At 49.0% G+C, this 18,976-nt stretch carries 13 protein-coding genes; 4 read left to right on the top strand and 9 right to left on the bottom strand.

From position 1 onward, the window contains the following. Positions 1–41: 41 nt before the first annotated feature. The 4 genes from hofC to nadC all read right to left on the bottom strand — a co-directional run bounded on the left by hofC (position 42) and on the right by nadC (position 4,178). Positions 42–1,241, bottom strand: a complete 1,200-nt coding sequence (gene hofC, locus EPYR_RS04010) for a protein transport protein HofC (RefSeq protein WP_012667132.1) — start codon at positions 1,239–1,241, stop codon at positions 42–44. After that, complete coding sequence (gene gspE / locus EPYR_RS04015; protein ID WP_012667133.1) at positions 1,234–2,634, bottom strand: type II secretion system protein GspE; 1,401 nt, start codon at positions 2,632–2,634, stop codon at positions 1,234–1,236. The genes hofC and gspE overlap by 8 nt, the downstream gene beginning before the upstream one ends. After that, a complete protein-coding gene (gene ppdD, locus EPYR_RS04020; protein ID WP_012667134.1) occupies positions 2,631–3,074 on the bottom strand; it encodes a prepilin peptidase-dependent pilin in 444 nt (147 codons plus the stop codon). The genes gspE and ppdD overlap by 4 nt, the downstream gene beginning before the upstream one ends. Before the next feature lie 213 nt (positions 3,075–3,287). Beyond that, positions 3,288–4,178, bottom strand: coding sequence for a carboxylating nicotinate-nucleotide diphosphorylase (nadC, locus tag EPYR_RS04025; RefSeq protein ID WP_012667135.1), 891 nt, complete (start codon positions 4,176–4,178; stop codon positions 3,288–3,290). Between the two features lie 488 nt (positions 4,179–4,666). Here nadC and EPYR_RS21330 point away from each other — a divergent pair, with 488 nt between their 5' ends. From EPYR_RS21330 to ampE, 3 genes are all read left to right on the top strand, one after another. Further along, positions 4,667–4,789, top strand: a complete 123-nt coding sequence (locus EPYR_RS21330) for a hypothetical protein (RefSeq protein ID WP_259817719.1) — start codon at positions 4,667–4,669, stop codon at positions 4,787–4,789. Positions 4,790–4,883: 94 nt separating this feature from the next. Continuing rightward, positions 4,884–5,453 carry a 1,6-anhydro-N-acetylmuramyl-L-alanine amidase AmpD gene (ampD, locus tag EPYR_RS04030; protein WP_012667136.1) on the top strand — a complete coding sequence of 190 codons (570 nt, stop codon included), beginning with the start codon at positions 4,884–4,886 and terminating at the stop codon, positions 5,451–5,453. Continuing rightward, the gene (ampE, locus tag EPYR_RS04035) at positions 5,450–6,304 is read left to right on the top strand and encodes a beta-lactamase regulator AmpE (RefSeq protein ID WP_012667137.1); all 855 of its coding nucleotides are present in this window, start codon (positions 5,450–5,452) and stop codon (positions 6,302–6,304) included. Before ampD ends, ampE begins: the two co-directional genes overlap by 4 nt. A gap of 57 nt (positions 6,305–6,361) precedes the next feature. Here the strand turns inward: ampE and EPYR_RS04040 are convergent, their stop codons facing one another. The 5 genes from EPYR_RS04040 to aroP all read right to left on the bottom strand — a co-directional run bounded on the left by EPYR_RS04040 (position 6,362) and on the right by aroP (position 17,392). Then, a complete protein-coding gene (locus EPYR_RS04040) occupies positions 6,362–9,496 on the bottom strand; it encodes a dermonecrotic toxin domain-containing protein (RefSeq protein ID WP_012667138.1) in 3,135 nt (1,044 codons plus the stop codon). Between the two features lie 305 nt (positions 9,497–9,801). Continuing rightward, on the bottom strand, positions 9,802–13,026 hold the full coding sequence (locus EPYR_RS04045; RefSeq protein WP_012667139.1) for a dermonecrotic toxin domain-containing protein: 3,225 nt from the start codon (positions 13,024–13,026) through the stop codon (positions 9,802–9,804). A 479-nt stretch (positions 13,027–13,505) separates the two neighbouring features. Then, a complete protein-coding gene (locus EPYR_RS04050; RefSeq protein WP_012667140.1) occupies positions 13,506–14,456 on the bottom strand; it encodes a glycoside hydrolase family 43 protein in 951 nt (316 codons plus the stop codon). Further along, the gene (locus EPYR_RS04055; protein ID WP_012667141.1) at positions 14,453–15,868 is read right to left on the bottom strand and encodes a glycoside-pentoside-hexuronide (GPH):cation symporter; all 1,416 of its coding nucleotides are present in this window, start codon (positions 15,866–15,868) and stop codon (positions 14,453–14,455) included. Before EPYR_RS04055 ends, EPYR_RS04050 begins: the two co-directional genes overlap by 4 nt. Positions 15,869–16,036: 168 nt before the next feature. Then, entirely contained in the window at positions 16,037–17,392 is a 1,356-nt protein-coding gene (aroP, locus tag EPYR_RS04060; RefSeq protein WP_012667142.1) for an aromatic amino acid transporter AroP, read from the bottom strand. 613 nt (positions 17,393–18,005) lie between these two features. On the opposite strand from aroP, the gene pdhR reads away from it, so the two are divergent. Continuing rightward, positions 18,006–18,770, top strand: a complete 765-nt coding sequence (gene pdhR / locus EPYR_RS04065; RefSeq protein ID WP_012667143.1) for a pyruvate dehydrogenase complex transcriptional repressor PdhR — start codon at positions 18,006–18,008, stop codon at positions 18,768–18,770. Positions 18,771–18,976: the final 206 nt, after the last annotated feature.

Raw genomic sequence — 18,976 nt, forward strand, 5'->3', positions numbered from 1 at the left:
GTCTGACCTCTCCCTGCCTGATTCCGGGCCGGGATAAGTGCCTATCCGAGCGCATCCCCCAGTCTGAACACGGGCAAATACATCGCCACAACCAGAGTACCAACAATCCCCCCGATCACTATCATCATCAGCGGTTCCAACGCTGCTGCCAGCGTATCTGCCAGTTGATGAGTTTGCTGTTCATGCCATACCGCGAGCCTGACCAGCAACGTATCCAGCGAGCCTGATTCTTCCCCAACCTTAACCAACTGATAACACAGAGGAGTAAATAGCGGGTGCGACTTCAGCGCCTGGTGCAGCGGGTAACCCGCCGCAATATGTTGTTGCAATTGACTGACAGCCTCACGCCACAACAGCGGGGAAAGCGTTTGCTCTATCGCTTGCAGGCTGTGTAACAGGGTCAATCCGGCACGTTGGGTCAATGAAAGGGTAGTAAATATCTGGCTTAACTGGCTGCCCCGATAGAGCCTGGCCACCAGCGGTAGCCTGAGCAGCAGGCGTTGCTCATAGCGTTGCCAGGCAGGATATTTAAGGCGCTGCGTTTTCCACAGCAGGCACGCCGCTACGATAACGCCGAACAGTGGTAATGCCTGTTGCTGTAAAATTCGCGAGCACGTAATCACAGCCTGAGTAAACCCAGGAAGCGGCGCGTTAAACGAGCGATAGATGGCGACGAACTCCGGCAGAACAAAAACCAGCATGCCGATGCTGACCAGCAGGGCAACGGCCATGATAAACAGCGGGTAACGCAACGCTTTTTGCACCTTTTGCCGCAGCAGTTGCTGCTTTTCCTGCTGTATTGCCAGCTGCAGGCAGCATTCGTCCAGCTCCCCGGTTAGCTCACCGATATGGACCAGTGCGGGGATCAGCGGCGGAAAAATATCGGGCCACTCGCGTAACGCCTGTGAAAAAGGCTCCCCGGCGCTGATCCGCTGATGCAGATGGATTAGCAGCGCCTGCCAGCCCGCTTCGGGATGCCCGTCAGCCAATAACTGTAAACATGCGGGCAGTGGCATTCCTGCTTTGAGCAATGTGGCGAGCTGACGTAAGAATGCAGTCTTTTGTTGCCATAGCCAGCGGCGAGAGCCGTAGCGGCGGCCACGCGAAATCTTTAGCGGCATCTGGTGTTGTGCGGCCAGCTCTTCTGCTATCTGTGCGGGGCTGACAGCAAAGCTGCATCCATGGTGGAGTTGCCCACTATCGTCAATAGCCTGCCAGCGGAACAGATAGCGTTCACCCATCGCTGCCTCCGGCTACGCGCGTTAGCTCCTCCAGCGTTGTTTCTCCGCGATTAACGCAATGCAGTCCTTCAACGAACAGCGTGTTCATTCCCTGCTGCCGTGCAATTTTAGCCAGTTCTTCCGGCTGGGCCGATTTTGCCAGTGCGTTTTGCAGTCGTGCGGAGATGGGCAGCAGTTCAAACAGAGGAAGACGGCCATAAAAACCCGAGAAGCAACGTTCACAGCCCACCGCCAGCCAGTTTTGCACGGTTCCCGGCCAGATATGGGGAGGAAAATGGGAAACTGCCGTAGCAGGTTGCCGGCAGTGAGGACAGAGCTTTCGTACCAGCCGCTGCGCAATGACCAGTTTAAGAGCTGATGCCAGCAAATATCCCGGCACGCCCATCTGACCAAGCCGCACCAGCGTTTCGGTAGTTGAGTTGGTATGCAACGTTGAAAGTACCAGGTGCCCTGTCTGCGCTGCTTTTATGGCGATCTCAGCGGTTTCAGCATCACGGATCTCGCCGATCATAATCACGTCGGGATCCTGGCGCAGTAGAGCACGTAACACGCGGTGAAAATCCAGCCCTGACTTAGCGTGGATCTGGGTTTGATTGACCCCCAACATGGGGATTTCCACCGGATCCTCCACGCTACACAGGTTACGCGTGGCGATATTCAACCAGCTCAGGCCGCTATAAAGCGTAAAGGTTTTGCCACTGCCGGTGGGGCCGGTGACCAGGATCATCCCCTGCGGACGAGCCAGTGCTTCGCGGTAGCGCTTCAACAGCGAGCCGGGCATGCCGAGGTTTTCCAGCGCAATGGCATGGCTATCGCTTTGCATCAGGCGCACTACGGCCTTTTCACCAAATCGTGTTGGCAGGGTCGAGAGACGGAATGATTCGGTATTACCATTCAGCAGCAGTGAAAACTGCCCGTCCTGTGGCACCCGACGTTCCGAGATATCCAGGCTGGCAAGAATTTTCAGACGAGCGATCAGCGGTGTGCTGCTTTCCACTCCGGCCAGGGGCAATTGCTGTAATACGCCGTCGACACGTAAACGCAGCCGCAGGCTACTTTCCTGCGGCTCAATATGAATATCAGATGCACGTTTTTGTAACGCTTGCACCAGTAAAGCGTTGATGATTTCTACTGCTGTGCCGTTGTACTCCGGCGCACCCTCTGCTGCTGCCAGAGCCGGAAGTTCCTTCCGTTGGTGAAACTGCTCCAGCCTTGCTTGCGGCCAGCATTCAACTTCAATAGGGCAGTGGGCGGCAAAACGCAGTTCGGCCATCAGCGTATGGCTGGGGGTCTCAGCGACCGCAATATGTAGCCGCTGTGCGTTGAACTCAACGATAATCGCCTGATGAGCCAGACAAATCGCTTCGACCGCTCGTTGTGTCGCCGGTGTCATGGCACCGGCTCCTCATCAAAACGGAACACATCCTGGCAAGCGTCCTTCAGTGCGGCAGCTTCGCTTGCACAGCTACGTTGCCAGCTTAACTGCCCGTCCTTATTGTCCCACTGTGGCGTAAGCTTAACGCTTAACCCCTTCAGGCTTTCCTGACCGGTCAGGGTAATGACCCCGGCGTTCACCTTGAGGGCTGAAATATAGCGCGAGGTGCGTTCGGTGGGAACGCCATTGCTGCCTGCGCTGCAGTTGCCGCTGCCACCACGCTCAATGGCACAAAGCTCGACGGCAGTTTTATACGGCATGGCGCTCTGTAGCATATCTGTCAATGCGGCCTTTTGCAGATAGCTCTGGTAAGCGGGCAGGCCGATAGCGCTAAGAATGGCGATGATAGCGATAACAATCATCAGTTCGATCAGGGTGAATCCCCGTTGGTGGATCATGGCAAACCTCCTTGTGGTTAAGAGCTAAGCACGATAGTTCGCGGCAGGGAGCGAATGCCAGCGGCAAACGGCAGATTTCAGGCGGAGGCCGCAAAGTATCCGGTTGAGTTACATTGCTAAACACGCTGCCTGAAGCCGTTACGCAAAAACGGCATTCTGCGCGTAAAAAGGCCAGCGCTGACGGCTGGCCTGGAGTAAAAAGAGGAAAACGAGTTAACGGAAGCGCATTGACAGATCGAGCGCCCGTAGATGTTTGGTCAGAGCGCCTACGGAAATATAGTCCACGCCGGTCTCAGCAAAGATTCGCAGGGTTTGGTCGGTGACGTTGCCGGAGACTTCCAGTAGGGCGCGGTTATCGCTCAGCTTAACGGCATCGCGCATTTGTTCCACGCTGAAGTTGTCGAGCATAACTATGTCCGCTCCGGCCTGTAGCGCCTGCTCAAGTTCTTCGAGCGACTCGACTTCCACTTCGACCGGAACATCGGGGTACAGCCAGAACGCTTTTTCTATGGCTTTGGCTATCGAGCCACAGGCAATAATATGGTTCTCTTTAATCAGAAAGGCATCGGACAGGCCGAGACGGTGATTGGCCCCGCCGCCACACAAGACGGCATACTTCAGCGCGCTACGCAGGCCCGGCACGGTTTTGCGCGTATCCAGCAGCTGGGTGCGGGTACCTTCCAGCAGTGCGACATAACGTCTGACTTCAGTCGCCACGCCGGAAAGCGTCTGCACGAAGTTCAGGGCCGTGCGCTCGGCGGTAAGGATGAGCGGGGCTGGCCCCGTCACTTCAAACAGGGGCTGGTCGGCAATAATGACATCGCCATCATCAACTAACCAGGTGAGTTGCGTTTTGTTACCCAACTGAATGAAGACTTCTTCTACCCAGCGTCTGCCGCAAAAGATGCCGGGTTCACGGGTAATCACCACCGCATGAGAACGCGTGTCGGCGGGCAGCAGGCTGGCAGTAATGTCACGGCTCGGGTCGATTTCGCCACCCAAATCTTCACGCAACGCTTGTTCTACGCTTGGGGGAATATCATCCTCAATACGGTCGAGCAGGGCGGCACGGCGGCTGCCCGCATCGTAACGGCGAAGTACCATGATAAAACTCCGAAATAAAGGGTAACAAAGGTGCACATGCTAACGTGTTTATTCCGACCTTGCCAGCCAGCGCCCGTGCTACAGCACCATGTGATGCGGAAGGGAAAGATGGCCGACCCGGTAGCGCTCGGCACGGGCGTCGTCAGTGAACGGTTGTGGGCTTAACTGTCAGTTTAATCGCCGCCAACGTTACACATCCCAGCCAGGTATTTGCGTGTGGCTTTCACCGATGATGTTATTAGCGTAACGGTGCTGCGCTAAATCTGCCCGGGGCGGAACAGGCGTAATGATACGCCGGGCGGGTCACTGCCGCTGCTACTGTTCGATGCACCTTGTCTGATGCGGTTCCAGTCGATTGACGCCCTTGATGGTGCTGGTATTCCCTGGCGTGTCGTATTTACCAACAGCAGGCAGGCCAGGGGGCAATAAGCTGTGACTTTCAGCTACCCACCGGGTTATAAAAGCTGCATCAAACCAGCTTGCCACAGTTGGCTGAACTGGGAATTGTGTTGCACCAGGGACAAGAGAATATTCGACCCGCCGCCGCACGACTGCGTGAAATCTTACTGGCGCAGCTGGAGCCGTGGCTGTCTAAGAATGGCGTACCTTGATAAGGTGAGAACCAAAGCGTGGTGGCAATGAAGTTTGATTAAACAGCAAAAAATCATGTTAACCTGTTTCAATCAGAATACAGGAGAGCAGGGTATGCAGCTGCAAGATGGCTGGATCGCGGGCGTCCGGCGCGTGCCGTCGCCGCATTTTAATCAGCGACCGGATGATGAAGCGCCTTCGCTGTTAGTCATTCACAACATCAGTCTGCCGCCCGGTGAGTTTGGCGGCCCGTGGATTGATGCGCTATTTACCGGTCAACTCGATGCGGACGCTCACCCTTATTTTTCCGGGATCTGCCAACTTCAGGTGTCTGCACACTGTTTGATCCGCCGTGATGGCGAAATTGTGCAATATGTTCCGTTTCACCTGCGGGCCTGGCATGCTGGCGTTTCCAGCTATCAGGGGCGCGAAGTCTGCAATGATTTTTCGATAGGTATTGAGCTGGAAGGCACGGATACGCTGCCTTATACCGATGCGCAATATCAGGCGTTACGGGCGGTCACTGAACTACTGGTTCAGCATTACCCGTCAATCGCCCGGCATATTGCCGGCCATAGCGATATTGCTCCACAGCGAAAGACCGATCCCGGACCCTCTTTCGATTGGACACGGTTTCGCGCCGTTCTGGCATCCCACACCCAAACAACGGGAGTTAAGGAATGACATTATTTAGTCTGTTACTGGTTCTCGGCTGGGAACGTTTGTTCAAACTGGGCGAGCACTGGCAGCTCGATCACCATCTGATACCGCTATTCCGATCGCGTAAGCATTTTTCTCTGGCGCATACCTTGCTAATGCTGCTGGTGGTCATGGGACTGGTGGCGCTCTGTTTGCTGGCATTGAAAGGGCTGTTTTTTGGTGTGCCTAAGCTGCTGTTTTGGGTACTGGTCGGGCTACTTTGTATTGGAGCGGGTTCCGTACGTTTGCACTATCACGCCTATCTGAAAGCCGCCGGTCACAACGATACTGCGGCACATAACGCGATGGCAGAAGAGTTGACGCTGATCCACGGCATGCCCGTTGACTGCGACGAGCGTGAATATTTGCGCGAATTACAAAATGCGCTGTTGTGGATTAACTACCGCTTTTATCTGGCTCCGCTGTTCTGGTTTGTGGTCGGCGGCGCCTGGGGGCCGGTACTGCTGGTGGGATATGCGTTTCTGCGCGCCTGGCAAAGTTGGCTGGCACGTATGCCGGAGCCTCTGGCACGCGCTCAGTCTGGAGTTGATGCCGTTCTGCATTGGATAGACTGGGTTCCGGTGCGGCTGGCAGGTGTTGCCTATGCATTGCTGGGGCATGGTGAGCGTGCGCTGCCTGCGTGGTTTGCCTCACTGGGAGATCGCCATACCTCGCAGTATCAGGTGTTAACTACTCTGGCGCAGTTCTCGCTGGAACGAGATCCGCACCTGGATAAGGTTGAGACGCCACGCGTGGCGGTAGCACTGGCGAAAAAAGTATCCCTGGTACTGGTGGTCGTGGTGGCGTTACTGACGATTTACGGCACGCTGGTTTAATACCGGCGCAGAAGTTTTATGTCAACCAACGGACTGAACTCATGGGAACGGTCCGAATTAAGCTTTTTTGGCAGGGCGTTCTGTCGAAGCGATAAATACTAACCCCAGATAGCGATAATTATCGCTATCGACGCTATTTTCTTTATCTGTATCTCTTTTAAACTTTTTATTATGGTCCAGGTTTGCCAGATATTTAACATGAGCGACGAAGTTATCAGCGTTATCCATTATCATATTTGACTTTAACATTGGAGTGGTTTTGAGTATATCCCACCCTGTATCAGCATCAACGAGCTGGTTTATACCAACGTGCTGATAGGCTGCATTCATAAATCGTTTGAAGGAAATATTATTTTTTATTTCTCCGCTATCTATTGCACTGTTTATTTTCTGACGCAGTACGCGAGTATTACCCGGTAAGTAAGTTTCTTCGTGTACTTCATTGTAGCAAATATCTAATGAACCGAGCGCCAGGTGGGAGCCTTCATGTATGAAAGTGGAGTCCAGGTAGTTAACGTTCATCTCCATAATGGGACTGCCAATGGGGCTATTCTGTACATTAGAGTCAAGCATAATAAATATCCTGCAATGAGGATCTTCCAAAAAAGTAAAAGCCAGTGGTATCGTTCTGAGATGATTTTGATCTTGAATAATACTAATGGAATTAAATGGATTGCGCGCATCTGTAATCCGTCTGGTGGAAACTATAATGATGTTATTGTAATTGTTTCTTTCAGATTCATTCAAAAAATCACGAGTGCGCCATAATTGTGTTTTAAGTCTGAATATCGCTTCAGTAAGTATTTTTTTATTTTGAGTATTAAGAGAGAGAGAAAGATATTCCCTGATTTTATTTTCATAAGAAACATCACTTATCCTGGCTATTGCCAGAGCAATATTTTCTTGCGCAGATCTAAAAGCCATTCTGTACTTCACGCGTGCAAGCGTTATAAAAGGAGGAACTATATTATCCTGATGTAAACCGTGATATAAATCATATGTATGCCCCTGCAGATCCTGAGTAATATAGTTATCTATATCTCTGTTTAAAGCCGGAAAATCTTCGGTAAATGGCACTTTCATTATGGGTAAAAACGCATTTATGGCTTTGATTCTTTCAATTTGTTCAGCGGTTAACCCCCCGGCGGGTTCCTTCCGATAAATGTACCTGACATCATTGATGGTTAAATCACCATCTTTTTTAACTCTCTCATGGAATACTTTAAGCGCTGAAGTATCAAGATTTTCTTTTACCGAATCAAAAAACGCATCCCCCTCTGTATCAGGTAATGCCATTGCCCTGTCCAGAACAACCATTATAATAAGACTAACAGCGTCATTTTTTATCTTACTCCATGCCTGCATTTGCTCATCATAGGTGACAGCATCTAAAGCATGCTCAATATGGATGGCGAGGGTTAAGAAGGGTGATACCGGATTAGGAATGAAATTTGATGCTTCTATCATCTCTTCATATATATCACGCTCCACCCTTGCATCTGATTTTATTTGTGACCAGAGATCGGATAATGCTTTATTTTTTACGCTATTGAAAAAATCCGTAAAGAAGTTGTCAGACGAAACCCCGACTGCCTTTATTGCTACTCGGTCAGAGTAACTATTATCCTTATTAATTGTATTTAGCCAGGCATCAATACCATCATAAAATAGATTATTCTTCCTATTTGCGATGGTAAAGTGAGAAGCTATCATAGCACGATGCTTTTCAGTCGCGCAGGTATTGGCTACCCATGACCGCATCTCAAAATCGCCCCTGAAAGAGAAAAACTTAAAATCACTTTTGGGGAAATATAGCGTTATCCGCCCACTGTGACTATTTTTGAAGATAAAAGCATTTGCCGCACTGTAGCCGTTGATATCAAAAAAAGCCGCAGTTACGTTAATGTCTTTTAACAAGCCGACCCCATTGAGCACGTCTGTGGCTGAATCATGGTCAATCTGGCTGCTGTCCAGATGATTTATAAAGGAAATAAAAATATTTTTGATGTGTGCGTCTTTATTATTGTAGCGTTCGATTAGTTTTTGTTTAGCATAATTATAAAAATCAATCTTCCAAACCAGATCGCCAAACTTACTGGCATCAATTTTTATCCTGTCTTTAAAATCATAATCAGTGATATGATTATCCAGGTACGAGATATCATAAATTGCACTAACCGCATCTACCCGCACGTAGTATTTCCAGAAGTCGCTGTCAAAATTAGTGAAAAGGCATTCAGTGAGCGTTTTCTTGGTCAAAGGTTTGAAATAAGTGATGTTAACGCCATTATCAAAGCGTTCCATAAAAGTGATAAAGTAACTCTTATTCGGATCGATTTTTAAATGGAATTGCTGGCTTATCCTTTCTTGTAAAACAGTAGCTGCAATATCTTTCAAATCTGGATATTTATTGCTGTATTTTTCGAAGTAGCTGATCAAAGCTGCCCGCCCTGCTTGAATAAAATTATCATTTTCTTTTTTTTTCGCAACATCATCAGAATTGTTCTTTAGATTTAATATTTTATCTTCGATTCCTTCAATAATGCTTCTCTCGTCGCCACTTTTGCCAACGTATTTATTTTCACTTACGGGAAATGCCTCTGCCAGCGGGGGGCTTAGCGGGTCATAAAGATTGATTAAATCGCCCACCTTATTCAGAACTCCTGCAATATGACTCAGCAGGCTTGTTATCTTAGCGCCAGCCATTTTTACTGTTGTCGTGAACGGGGTCGATGGAGATAAATTTTTAGCGGGCGGATTGCTCAGCGTCTGCTCTGCTGCTTGCAGTCGGGTAAGTTTATCAAAAGCCTGACAAACTTCCCGATCAAGCCGATTTAAATCCGGGCAGATGTCATAATTTATTTTTCTTTTTTTGATGATGTCGCTTTGACTAGTATTTTTCCAGCTCGTTGCCTGAGCAGGGGCATGCTGGCTGACGCAAATTGGATCATGTGGTGATGGGTAAATGATTGAAGGTGGGTTAACTGTATTATTGGTTGTCAGGGAATTACAGTGGCTTTGCTGTGCGCAGGTAGTCCGGGCCAGGAAGTGTAAAAATACATTGGATAAGTCCTGCCGTAATATATTATCGCTATGTCTACCGGGGGTTATCGCCATCTTATTAATCGATTCTTGCTGTGCTTTATGGTCGTAATACTCCCGGATATTTTGCTGAGAAGATGATATTGTCATTTTTTACATCCTGTACTTTGTTATGGGTTATAAGGGAGGAATATGCTTTGTTTAAAAGATGTTATCTTTGGTGACGTGAGTGAATAAATACGCTTTACTCAGTTAACCGGGTGAAAATCAGAGGAATAGCTTACGCATAAAAGCGTTTGCACGGTAATGTGCGCGGATGTGAAAAATATGAAGACTAACATGAAATAATAGCAGGGTAATTGTGATAAGGGCCGGCATTTAAATGCTTTTCTGCTGTGGTCTGAACTCATCGTGATTTATATCGCCAGGTTTATTCCTGTATCGGAAAGCATACGCTAAGGAAACTTTACAAAAATATCTCTTGTTGCGGTAAATATGAGTGTAATATATGCATCAATATCAGCATTATCTCTTTTCTTTGTAGATCTGATGTTTCTTGCATTATCACTTAAAGCTGACAAGTACTTGACGAAGGTAACAAAATTATCAGCATTATTCATCAGCAGATTTGCTTTTAGCATGTGATCATTTTTTACCATGTCGATAGCAACATCAGCATCATAGGGCATAGTGATACCAAGATGGGTATAAACCATGCGCATGAATAATTCAAAATCTTTATTTTTCTTCAGGATATCTTTGGTGAGATAATGATTAAACTTGTCCAGAAGAGCTTTTGGGTTCCCCGGATCGAAAATTCTGTCAAAATCCTCATTGTAAATAATGTCCATCGTATCAGTCGACATATGGGATCCCTCATGCATTATTACTCCATTAATAAGACCATCATTTCTGTTAATAATGTTGTTTCCCTCAACTCTAATTTCATGGCTGACATCGAGCATGAAAAATATTCTTCTGTACGGATCAAACTTGCTGGAAAAACCCATTTCAATTTTTTTAAGATACGCCAAATCAGTAATTGAACTTTTAAATAAAAATTTATTTCTTGGGTTGACAACTTGCTTTGTAGAAACAAATGCTATATTTTTAAAACCCGTTGCTTCACATTCAGTGAGGTAATTATCTGTTCTTTGTACTTGATACCTTAGTCTGGATGCTGCTTCTGTGATTATGTTTTGGTCCGTGGTATCAAGAGCAGAAGATAAATACGATTTTATATTTTCTTCAAGATCTTTTGTATTTAATGTGTTAATTGCCGACTTAATGTGGCTTTGGGCTGCTTTTAAAGCGGTTCTGCTTCCTATTCTTGCATGCTTTATATATTCTGGGGTGTCTGTTTTATCATTTTCAAGCCCATAGTAAATATCGAAAGGTTTTTCCTGAAGGCTTTTAAAAACAGAGTCGTAAATAACTTTATTTAATAATTCTATGTTGTCAGTATGTCGGATAGTTCTTGGTGGTAAAAATTTCGTCAGCTGCTTTATTTTTTTAGGAATACCATTTTTCTCTTTAAGAAGCCATTCCCACTCCGGCGAGGCTGGATCGAAATACGGCTCAGTGTTGACGGGAGCATTATTCCCACCGGGGGAGAGAGGAGCGCTGTTCTTATCATCGAATAACCAATCCCACCCCGGTGATTGAGGATTGAAAATATGATATTCTGGTACAGGAGATTCATCATTTCCCTGAAGAATTTTGCTAAGTTCTCTGATGTTTTCGTCATCAACGCCCTTCGCCACAGCCTCTATAAACTCATATCCTGCAGTATCAGGTAATTTTATCGCCTTATCCAGCACGACCAAGGTGATGAGATTAACGGCATCATTTTCTATCTTACGCCATTCCTGTAATTTTTCTTGATAGGTGTCAGCATTTATCGCATGCTCAATATGCATGGCCAGAGACAAGAACGGTGATACCGGGTTAGGAATAATATTTGATGCATCTGCCATCTCTTCCCACATGTCACGCCTGACCTCGGCATCTGATTTTACCTGTGAGTCCAGGTCAGATAATGTTTTATCCTTTACGTTATTAAATAAGACTTCAAAAAAATGCTCCGCCGGGATTTGAGTCGATTGGATAGCAATCCTGTCAGCATAACCATTATCAAGATTAATTGAATTCAGCCAGGTATCCACACCGCAGTAAAACAGGCCATCCTGTCTGTTCGCTATGGTGAAATGAGAAGCCAGCATTTTCCTGTGCTCTTCAGTTGCACAGGCATGGGTTACCCATGTGCGCATCTCAAAATCCCCCCTGAAAGAGATGAATTTGAAATCACTCATAGGGAAATAAAGTGTCACCCGGTTGCGGTCTTGATTTCTGAATACGAAAGCGTTTGCTGTACTGTACTGATTAATATCAAAAAGGACTACGCTAACGTTGTTATTCTTCAAAATCCCCGCTCCATTTAGCGCATCTTTAGCCGAGTCACTGTTAATCTGACTGCTATCGAGGTGGTTTATAAAAGAGATAAAATGGTTTTTGATATGCTCATTTTTGTGGCTGAAGTCATCTGTCAGCTTTACTTTCGCATAGTTGTAGAAATCGATATCCCATACCAGTTGAATAAAATCTGTCGGTTTTATTTTTATCGCATCGGATGAGTCATGCACCCTGATGTGTTCCTGTGAAATATCGTAGATACCACTCACCACATTCACATTGACCAGATAATCCTGAACTTCACGACCAAAGTTGGTAAAAAGATATTCCGTTAGCGTTTTTTTTACTATCGGTGGGCCGTACTGAAGCAGTTTATCGCCATCATACATGCTCATATCGAACTGCATAAAATAAACATGGTCAGGGTCAATATCTAGTTTGAATTGCTGTTTTATTTTTTCTTTTAGAATCTTAGTGGCCAGCTCTTTGAGTTCTGGGTTTTTGTTATTATACCCGCTATAAAATCGACTTATTGCCTCCCGGCCCTTATCTATAATTTCGTGAAGTTCTGTTTGATTTTCCGAGATATAATGTGTTTTGTCAGGTACTGGATTTTCAATGTCGCTTTCATTATTGATTATCCGCCTGTTTAACGCGACTTGAATCTGATTGTTAGTGTTATAAGAAAAGGCATCTACCTGCCGAATTCGTAGCGGATCATAATAAGAGATAAAATCACTAGCCTGATAGGCTAAACCACTCATCTTGTTCAGCAGTGTGGTTATGCCCTTGCCAACCATTTTGGCTATGGTCACTGACTGGCGGCAGGGCGTTATCGTTTTAGCGCCCGGCTCCCTTAAAGACAGATCTGCTGTTTGCAACCGGGTGAATTTATCGAATGCCTGAAAGACTTCCTGCACAAGCCCGCTTGAAAGATGATCCGGGCAATGATTATTCTGGGTTTTTTGAGTGCCTTTGTTCAATGCTATTGATTGCGAAGGATCATATTGGCTGGCGCAAGTAAAATCATGTGCAGACGGGTAAATCAGGGAAGTTGCGCTGCCATTGCTGCTGGTTGTCATGCCATTGATGTCGCTTTGTACGCTGGTAGCCAGAGAAAGGCAATGTAAAAATGTATTGGATAACTCCTGTCGAATGATATTTCTGCTGTGCTGCCCGGGATTTTTAGCCAGTTTTTTAACAAAATCATCATGCGCTTTTTGATGAGTCAATTCGCAATTATTATGATGGAACGAATGTATGGGCATGTTTTATTTCCTGTTTCTGGGATAAATCCTCAGAACTATTACCTATTATATATTCAGTAATATCTGAAAATTATTACTATCAAATAGTTATCTTTCCTGTAATTCGGCTATCGAATAAAAAAGGGCTTGTGTGAAATAATACTTTTTACAGCGTACTGATTTTGTGGGTTACTGAGATGAGAAGAGAGAGTTTACAGGGCTAAAAAAGGAATAGATGTGATCAATGCCCGTCTTAAGCTCGTATAACAGTTTTCTTTCCGGGCTTTTAGAAAAAGAACATTAATTTCATCAGGGGTAGAAAAATAAACGTATAACTCCCGTTCAAACTGTGTTTATCGAATGAAACACCCGCTTTTTGACGGGTCAAACTACCTTTTTTCCATCAGTATGATAATAATTCAGTGTTGATAAGAAACATACCTTGCAGAACCGTATTTCTGTGCAACAGAACGGTTTTTGCAACTAATGATACTGACCGTTTATGCTCCGCTGTCTGCCGGAGGTGTACCGAACTGCGGCATGTCGTCGGCATCCCAGTCAAAGCGTTTGATGCGCGTATGGCGTCCAGGATCATATAGCGGGTCGCCGTCGATTTCGGTATAGCTGCGCGCGTGATATACCAGCACGTCCTCGCCGTCCTCCCCTTGGGTAAAGCTGTTGTGGCCTGGGCCGTACTGACGGTTCTCCCAGCTGCTGGTAAATACCGGCGCGGCGGATTTATGCCAGTTAGCGCTAACCAGCGGGTCGGCGTCTGCATCAATCCATAACAGCCCCATACAGTAGTTCTCATCGGTGGCGCTGGCAGAGTAGCTGACAAACAGCCGCTGCCGGTGGCGGATCACAGCCGGACCTTCATTGACGCTGAATCCGGCGCATTCCCACTCGTATTGCGGGCGGCTGAGCATCACCGGCTGGCCGCTGATTTGCCAGGGGGCGGCCAGTGGCGCCAGATAAAGATTGGAGTTACCGGGGATCGCCGGGTCTTTCTGAGCCCACAGATACCAGTTCTTGCCCTGGTGCACAAAATGGGTGGCATCCAGCGAAAAGCTGTCGATTGGCGTGTGTATCTGCCCGCGTTCCACCCATTCACCCGCAAGCGGGTCTTCAGCGTCGCAGCTCAGGGCAAACATGCGGTGCTGGAACAGGCCGTCCTTGATCTCCTGAGATGGGGCAGCGGCAAAATAGATCACCCACTGATCGCCAATACGGTGCAACTCCGGCGCCCAGATTAGCGCGCTCATCAAGCCGCTATCGGGTTTTCTCCATATGACTACAGCGGCGGCCTGTGCCAGCCCCGGCAAGGTAGCGGCCCGGCGGATTTCCAGCCGATCGTATTCCGGTACTGAGGCGATGAAGTAGTAGCTGCCCTGATGATGTAGGATAAAAGGATCTGCGCGCCGTTCGATCAACGGATTGGGCCAGTGGTTCATCGTAACTCTCCTTGCGATGGCGCGTTCAGCGCTTTGCCGTGTTGATAATCGTTAAGTTCCTGATAGTTGGCGCGGCGCTGTTGCAGGTCGATTTGGATTTGCTGCATCAGCTGGCGGTCTACTTTTAGCAGCCTGACTACGGCAGCGGTAACCAGGTAACCCAGCGCCGGAATAGCGGTAAACAGCAGCACAATGCCGTTCAGCGCGGAGGGGCTTTGCTGTTGCGCTGTGGCATCGTAGCCGTACCAGGAGAGCAGGAACCCGACCATCGCCCCGGCCACCGCCAGACCCACTTTAAGGAAGAACAGATTGCCGGAAAAACTGATCCCGGTAATGCGCTTGCCGGTTTTCCATTCGCCGTAGTCATCGACGTCAGCCATCAGTGACCAGTGCAGCGGTGAGGGGATCTGGTGCAGGATGTTGAGCAGGAAATACATCACCAGAATCAGGATGGTGGCCTGTGGATCGAGGAAGTAGAAGCCGCCGGAAAAAGCGGCCAGCGCGATATTGGTCCAGAAGAAAACCTTTAGTTTGCACCAGCGGTCGGTCAGCACTTTTGCCAGCGTGCTGCCAATCATCATGCCAACCACGCCCAGGCTGATAAACAGCGTGGCAAACTGGGTTGACTGCTGCATTACCCAGGTGACGTAGTACATGGTGGCCGCCATGCGAATAAAGCCAGGGCAGACGTTACACAGCGTCAGCAGCAGAATGCGCACCCACTGGTCGTTTTTCCACACGTCACGCAGATCGGCTTTCAAATCATCATGACCCGGCACAGCCGGGCGAATACGCTCGCGCACCGTGGCGAAGCAGAACAGAAACATAAACAGACCCATCAGCGCCAGCACGCTCATCGCCATCTGATAACCGCGCGCTTTGTCCGCGCCGCCAAACCACCCGGCCATCGGCAGCAGCGAAAGCGAAAGGATCAACGTGGCAATCCCCACCATCACGAAGCGGTATGACTGGCAGGAAACGCGCTCGCCCGGATCGTTGGTAATGACACCGCCCAGCGAGCAGTAGGGTATATTGATGGCGGTGTAGGTCAGCGACATCAGGAAATAGCTGACAAAGGCGTAGATAACCTTGTTGTCATAGCTCCAGTCCGGGGTGGTAAACATCATCACGCTGAACAGCACGTAGGGCAGGGAGATCCACAGCAGCCAAGGGCGGAAACGGCCCCAGCGGCTCCGCGTGCGATCGGCAATAGCACCCATTATCGGGTCAGTGATTGCATCCAGAACCCTGACCGATAGCAACAGCACGCCCACCAGCGCCGGGGCAAGGCCAAAGACATCGGTATAGAAGTAGTTAAGGAAGAGCATGATGGCACCGCCGATCATATTGCACCCGGCATCGCCCATTCCGTAGCCAATCTTCTCTTTGACAGTGAGTGCAGCGCCATTCATCGATCATTCTCCCGCTGTGGTTGGTACAGCAGAGTATTGACCCTTAACGGCCACAATGTGCAGGTACAAAACGTCGCAGAGATGGATTAAACGCGTGGAGGATATTAAATGTGAGGCAGATAACAATTCGGCCAGCGTGGCTGGCCGAATGAAAAGCGGGCTTGATGATTACGTGCGCTGCGTGCGGGTTTTAATCCAGTAACCAACGGCAAGGATCAGCACCCACACCGGGATCAGCCAGACGGAAATCGCCATACCGGGCGTGATGGCCATTAATACCAGTATCGCAACCATAAACAGCAGACAGATCCAGTTTCCCAACGGATAGAACAGTGCAGGGAAGCGAGTTTGCACTCCCTGATGATTTTTCGTACGGCGGAATTTCATATGCGCCATGCTAATCATTGCCCAGTTGATCACCAGAGCAGACACCACCAGCGCCATCAACAGAGCAAAAGCCTCGCCGGGCATCAGGTAGTTGAGCAGTACACAGAGGCCGGTAGCAACGGCAGAGAACAGAATTGACACCACCGGCACGCCCCGGCGGTCCACTTTCAGCAACGCTTTGGGCGCGTTGCCCTGCTGCGCCAGTCCAAACAGCATGCGGCTATTACAGTAAACGCAGCTGTTATATACCGATAGCGCAGCGGTCAGAATTACCACGTTAAGGGCGTTTGCTACCAGCGTATCACCCAGCTCGTGGAAGATCAGCACGAACGGGCTGGTATCAGCGGTGACCCGCGTCCACGGCAGCAGTGAAAGCAGCACGGCCAGCGAGCCGACATAGAAAATCAGGATGCGGTAAATCACCTGGTTGGTGGCTTTTGGGATGCTCTTTTCCGGGTTATCCGCTTCGGCTGCGGTAATACCCACCAGCTCCAGGCCGCCGAATGAGAACATAATGGCAGCCATCATCATCACCAGCCCGGTGAAACCGTGAGGCAGGAAGCCGCCCTGCTGCCACAGGTTGCGCACGGTAGCCTGCGGCCCGCCGTGACCACCAAACAACAGCCAGCAGCCAAACAGGATCATAGCGATGACCGCCACCACTTTAATGATGGCGAACCAGAACTCCATTTCACCAAATACTTTTACGTTCGTCAGATTGATGGCGTTAATCAGCACGAAGAACGCAGCGGCAGACATCCAGGTGGGGATCTCCGGGTACCAGAACTGAATATACTTACCGACTGCCGTCAGTTCAGCCATGGCGACCAGCACGTACAGCACCCAGTAGTTCCAGCCAGAGGTGAAACCGGCAAAATTACCCCAGTATTTGTAGGCAAAGTGGCTGAAGCTTCCGGCTACCGGCTCTTCCACGACCATTTCACCCAGCTGGCGCATAATCAAAAAGGCGATAAAGCCGGCGATGGCATAGCCCAGTATGACGCCGGGACCCGCGGATTGAATGACCGATGCGCTACCGAGAAAAAGTCCTGTACCGACGGCACCGCCCAACGCAATCAGCTGAATATGGCGATTTTTTAAGCCGCGCTTCAGCGTATCGCCCTGCTGTTGTTCCATAGAAACCTCGTTCTTATAAGTGCCTGTGTCAGGCTTTAAACCCTGCCATGCCCTATGCCGCAGAGTTATCAACTGTGATTTTCGTCCTGATGGTGTAACGATGCCAGCTCATCCCGGTGAGAGTTTGTCACCTTCCTGTGACCAGGTGCGTGACGTTGTCATTATTCTGTATCGAAAACTTTACGCTGTGTTTTGAGCGAAATAGGGGGCAGAAGCTACCCCAGCGCAGAGAATAGTGATATGCGCGTATTAATGCACCTGGTTTCGACTTATTATGAGCAAGCTTGCCTGAAAAATAAGCGATTGCACCAGATTCATCTTCCCTCATCTTTTGTCACAAATTCGCAAAAATGACGAATAACATTCTCTTATGACTCCCCGGTACTTCTTCCACTAACTTGCTGGCTGGTTTCGAAAAAGCGATCTGGTTTAACATTTTTTTTACACCTGGCGCATCGTCAATTCTACGCCTGAGCGCGCCAGGGTATGAGAGCCAGGTCTGGTTTCCACGGGTTACCATATGGACATCAGGTGAATACTTTGTTAGTTTACTGGCACCTTTTTGAAATTGGTATGACCAATTTACTCTGGCTAATCGCATAAAGAAGGGATGATGGCCTACAGCAAGATCCGCCAACCAAAGCTCTCTGATGTGATAGAGCAACAGCTTGAGTCCCTGATTATGGAGGGCACGCTGCGTCCGGGGGAGAAACTGCTGCCCGAACGCGAGCTGGCATTGCAGTTTGATGTCTCGCGTCCTTCGCTGCGTGAGGCTATCCAGCGTCTGGAAGCCAAGGGGTTGCTATTACGCCGTCAGGGCGGTGGCACTTTCGTGCAGAAGAGTCTGTGGAAAAGCCTGAGCGACCCGCTGGTTGAACTGCTGGCCGGCCATTCTGAATCTCAGTTTGACCTGTTGGAAACGCGGCATGCGCTGGAAGGCATTGCTGCCTATTACGCCGCGCTGCGCGGCACTGACGAAGATCTGGCGCGGATTCGCGACTGCCATCTGCAGATTCAAACCGCCCAGCAAAGTGGCGATCTTGATGCGGAAGCCAATGCTGTGATGCAGTATCAAATAGCTGTCACAGAAGCGGCGCATAATGTGGTGCTGCTGCATTTACTGCGCAGCATGGGGCCGATGCTGGAACAGAACGTCAGGCAGAACTTTGAAATGCTCTACGCGCGCCGCGAAATGCTGGCGCGGGTAAGCGAACACCGCGCCAGTATTTTCACGGCGATTGTGGCACGCGAGCCGGAAAAGGCGCGCGAAGCCTCACACCGCCATCTGGCGTTTATCGAAGAAGTATTGCTGGACAGAAGCCGGGAGCAAAGCCGCAGAGAACGCTCCCTGCGCCGTTTACAGCAACGTAAGGATTAACGCGTAAATATAACGCGACGCATACCTGATAAAGGTATGTTATCCCTGATAATTTGCACTGCACCCGGCTGGTATTCTAGTCAATCCGGATACGTTTACCGGGGTAAGCGATTCAGATTGGCCGGCACCGGTGCCGCTGCAAATATGAAAGGGTTCAACGAAGAACCTGTCTCTCTGTGCTTTACCGCGCATCAGAGCGCAGAGAG

Origin of the sequence: Erwinia pyrifoliae DSM 12163 (genome assembly GCF_000026985.1) — a bacterium.
GTDB lineage: Bacteria > Pseudomonadota > Gammaproteobacteria > Enterobacterales > Enterobacteriaceae > Erwinia > Erwinia pyrifoliae.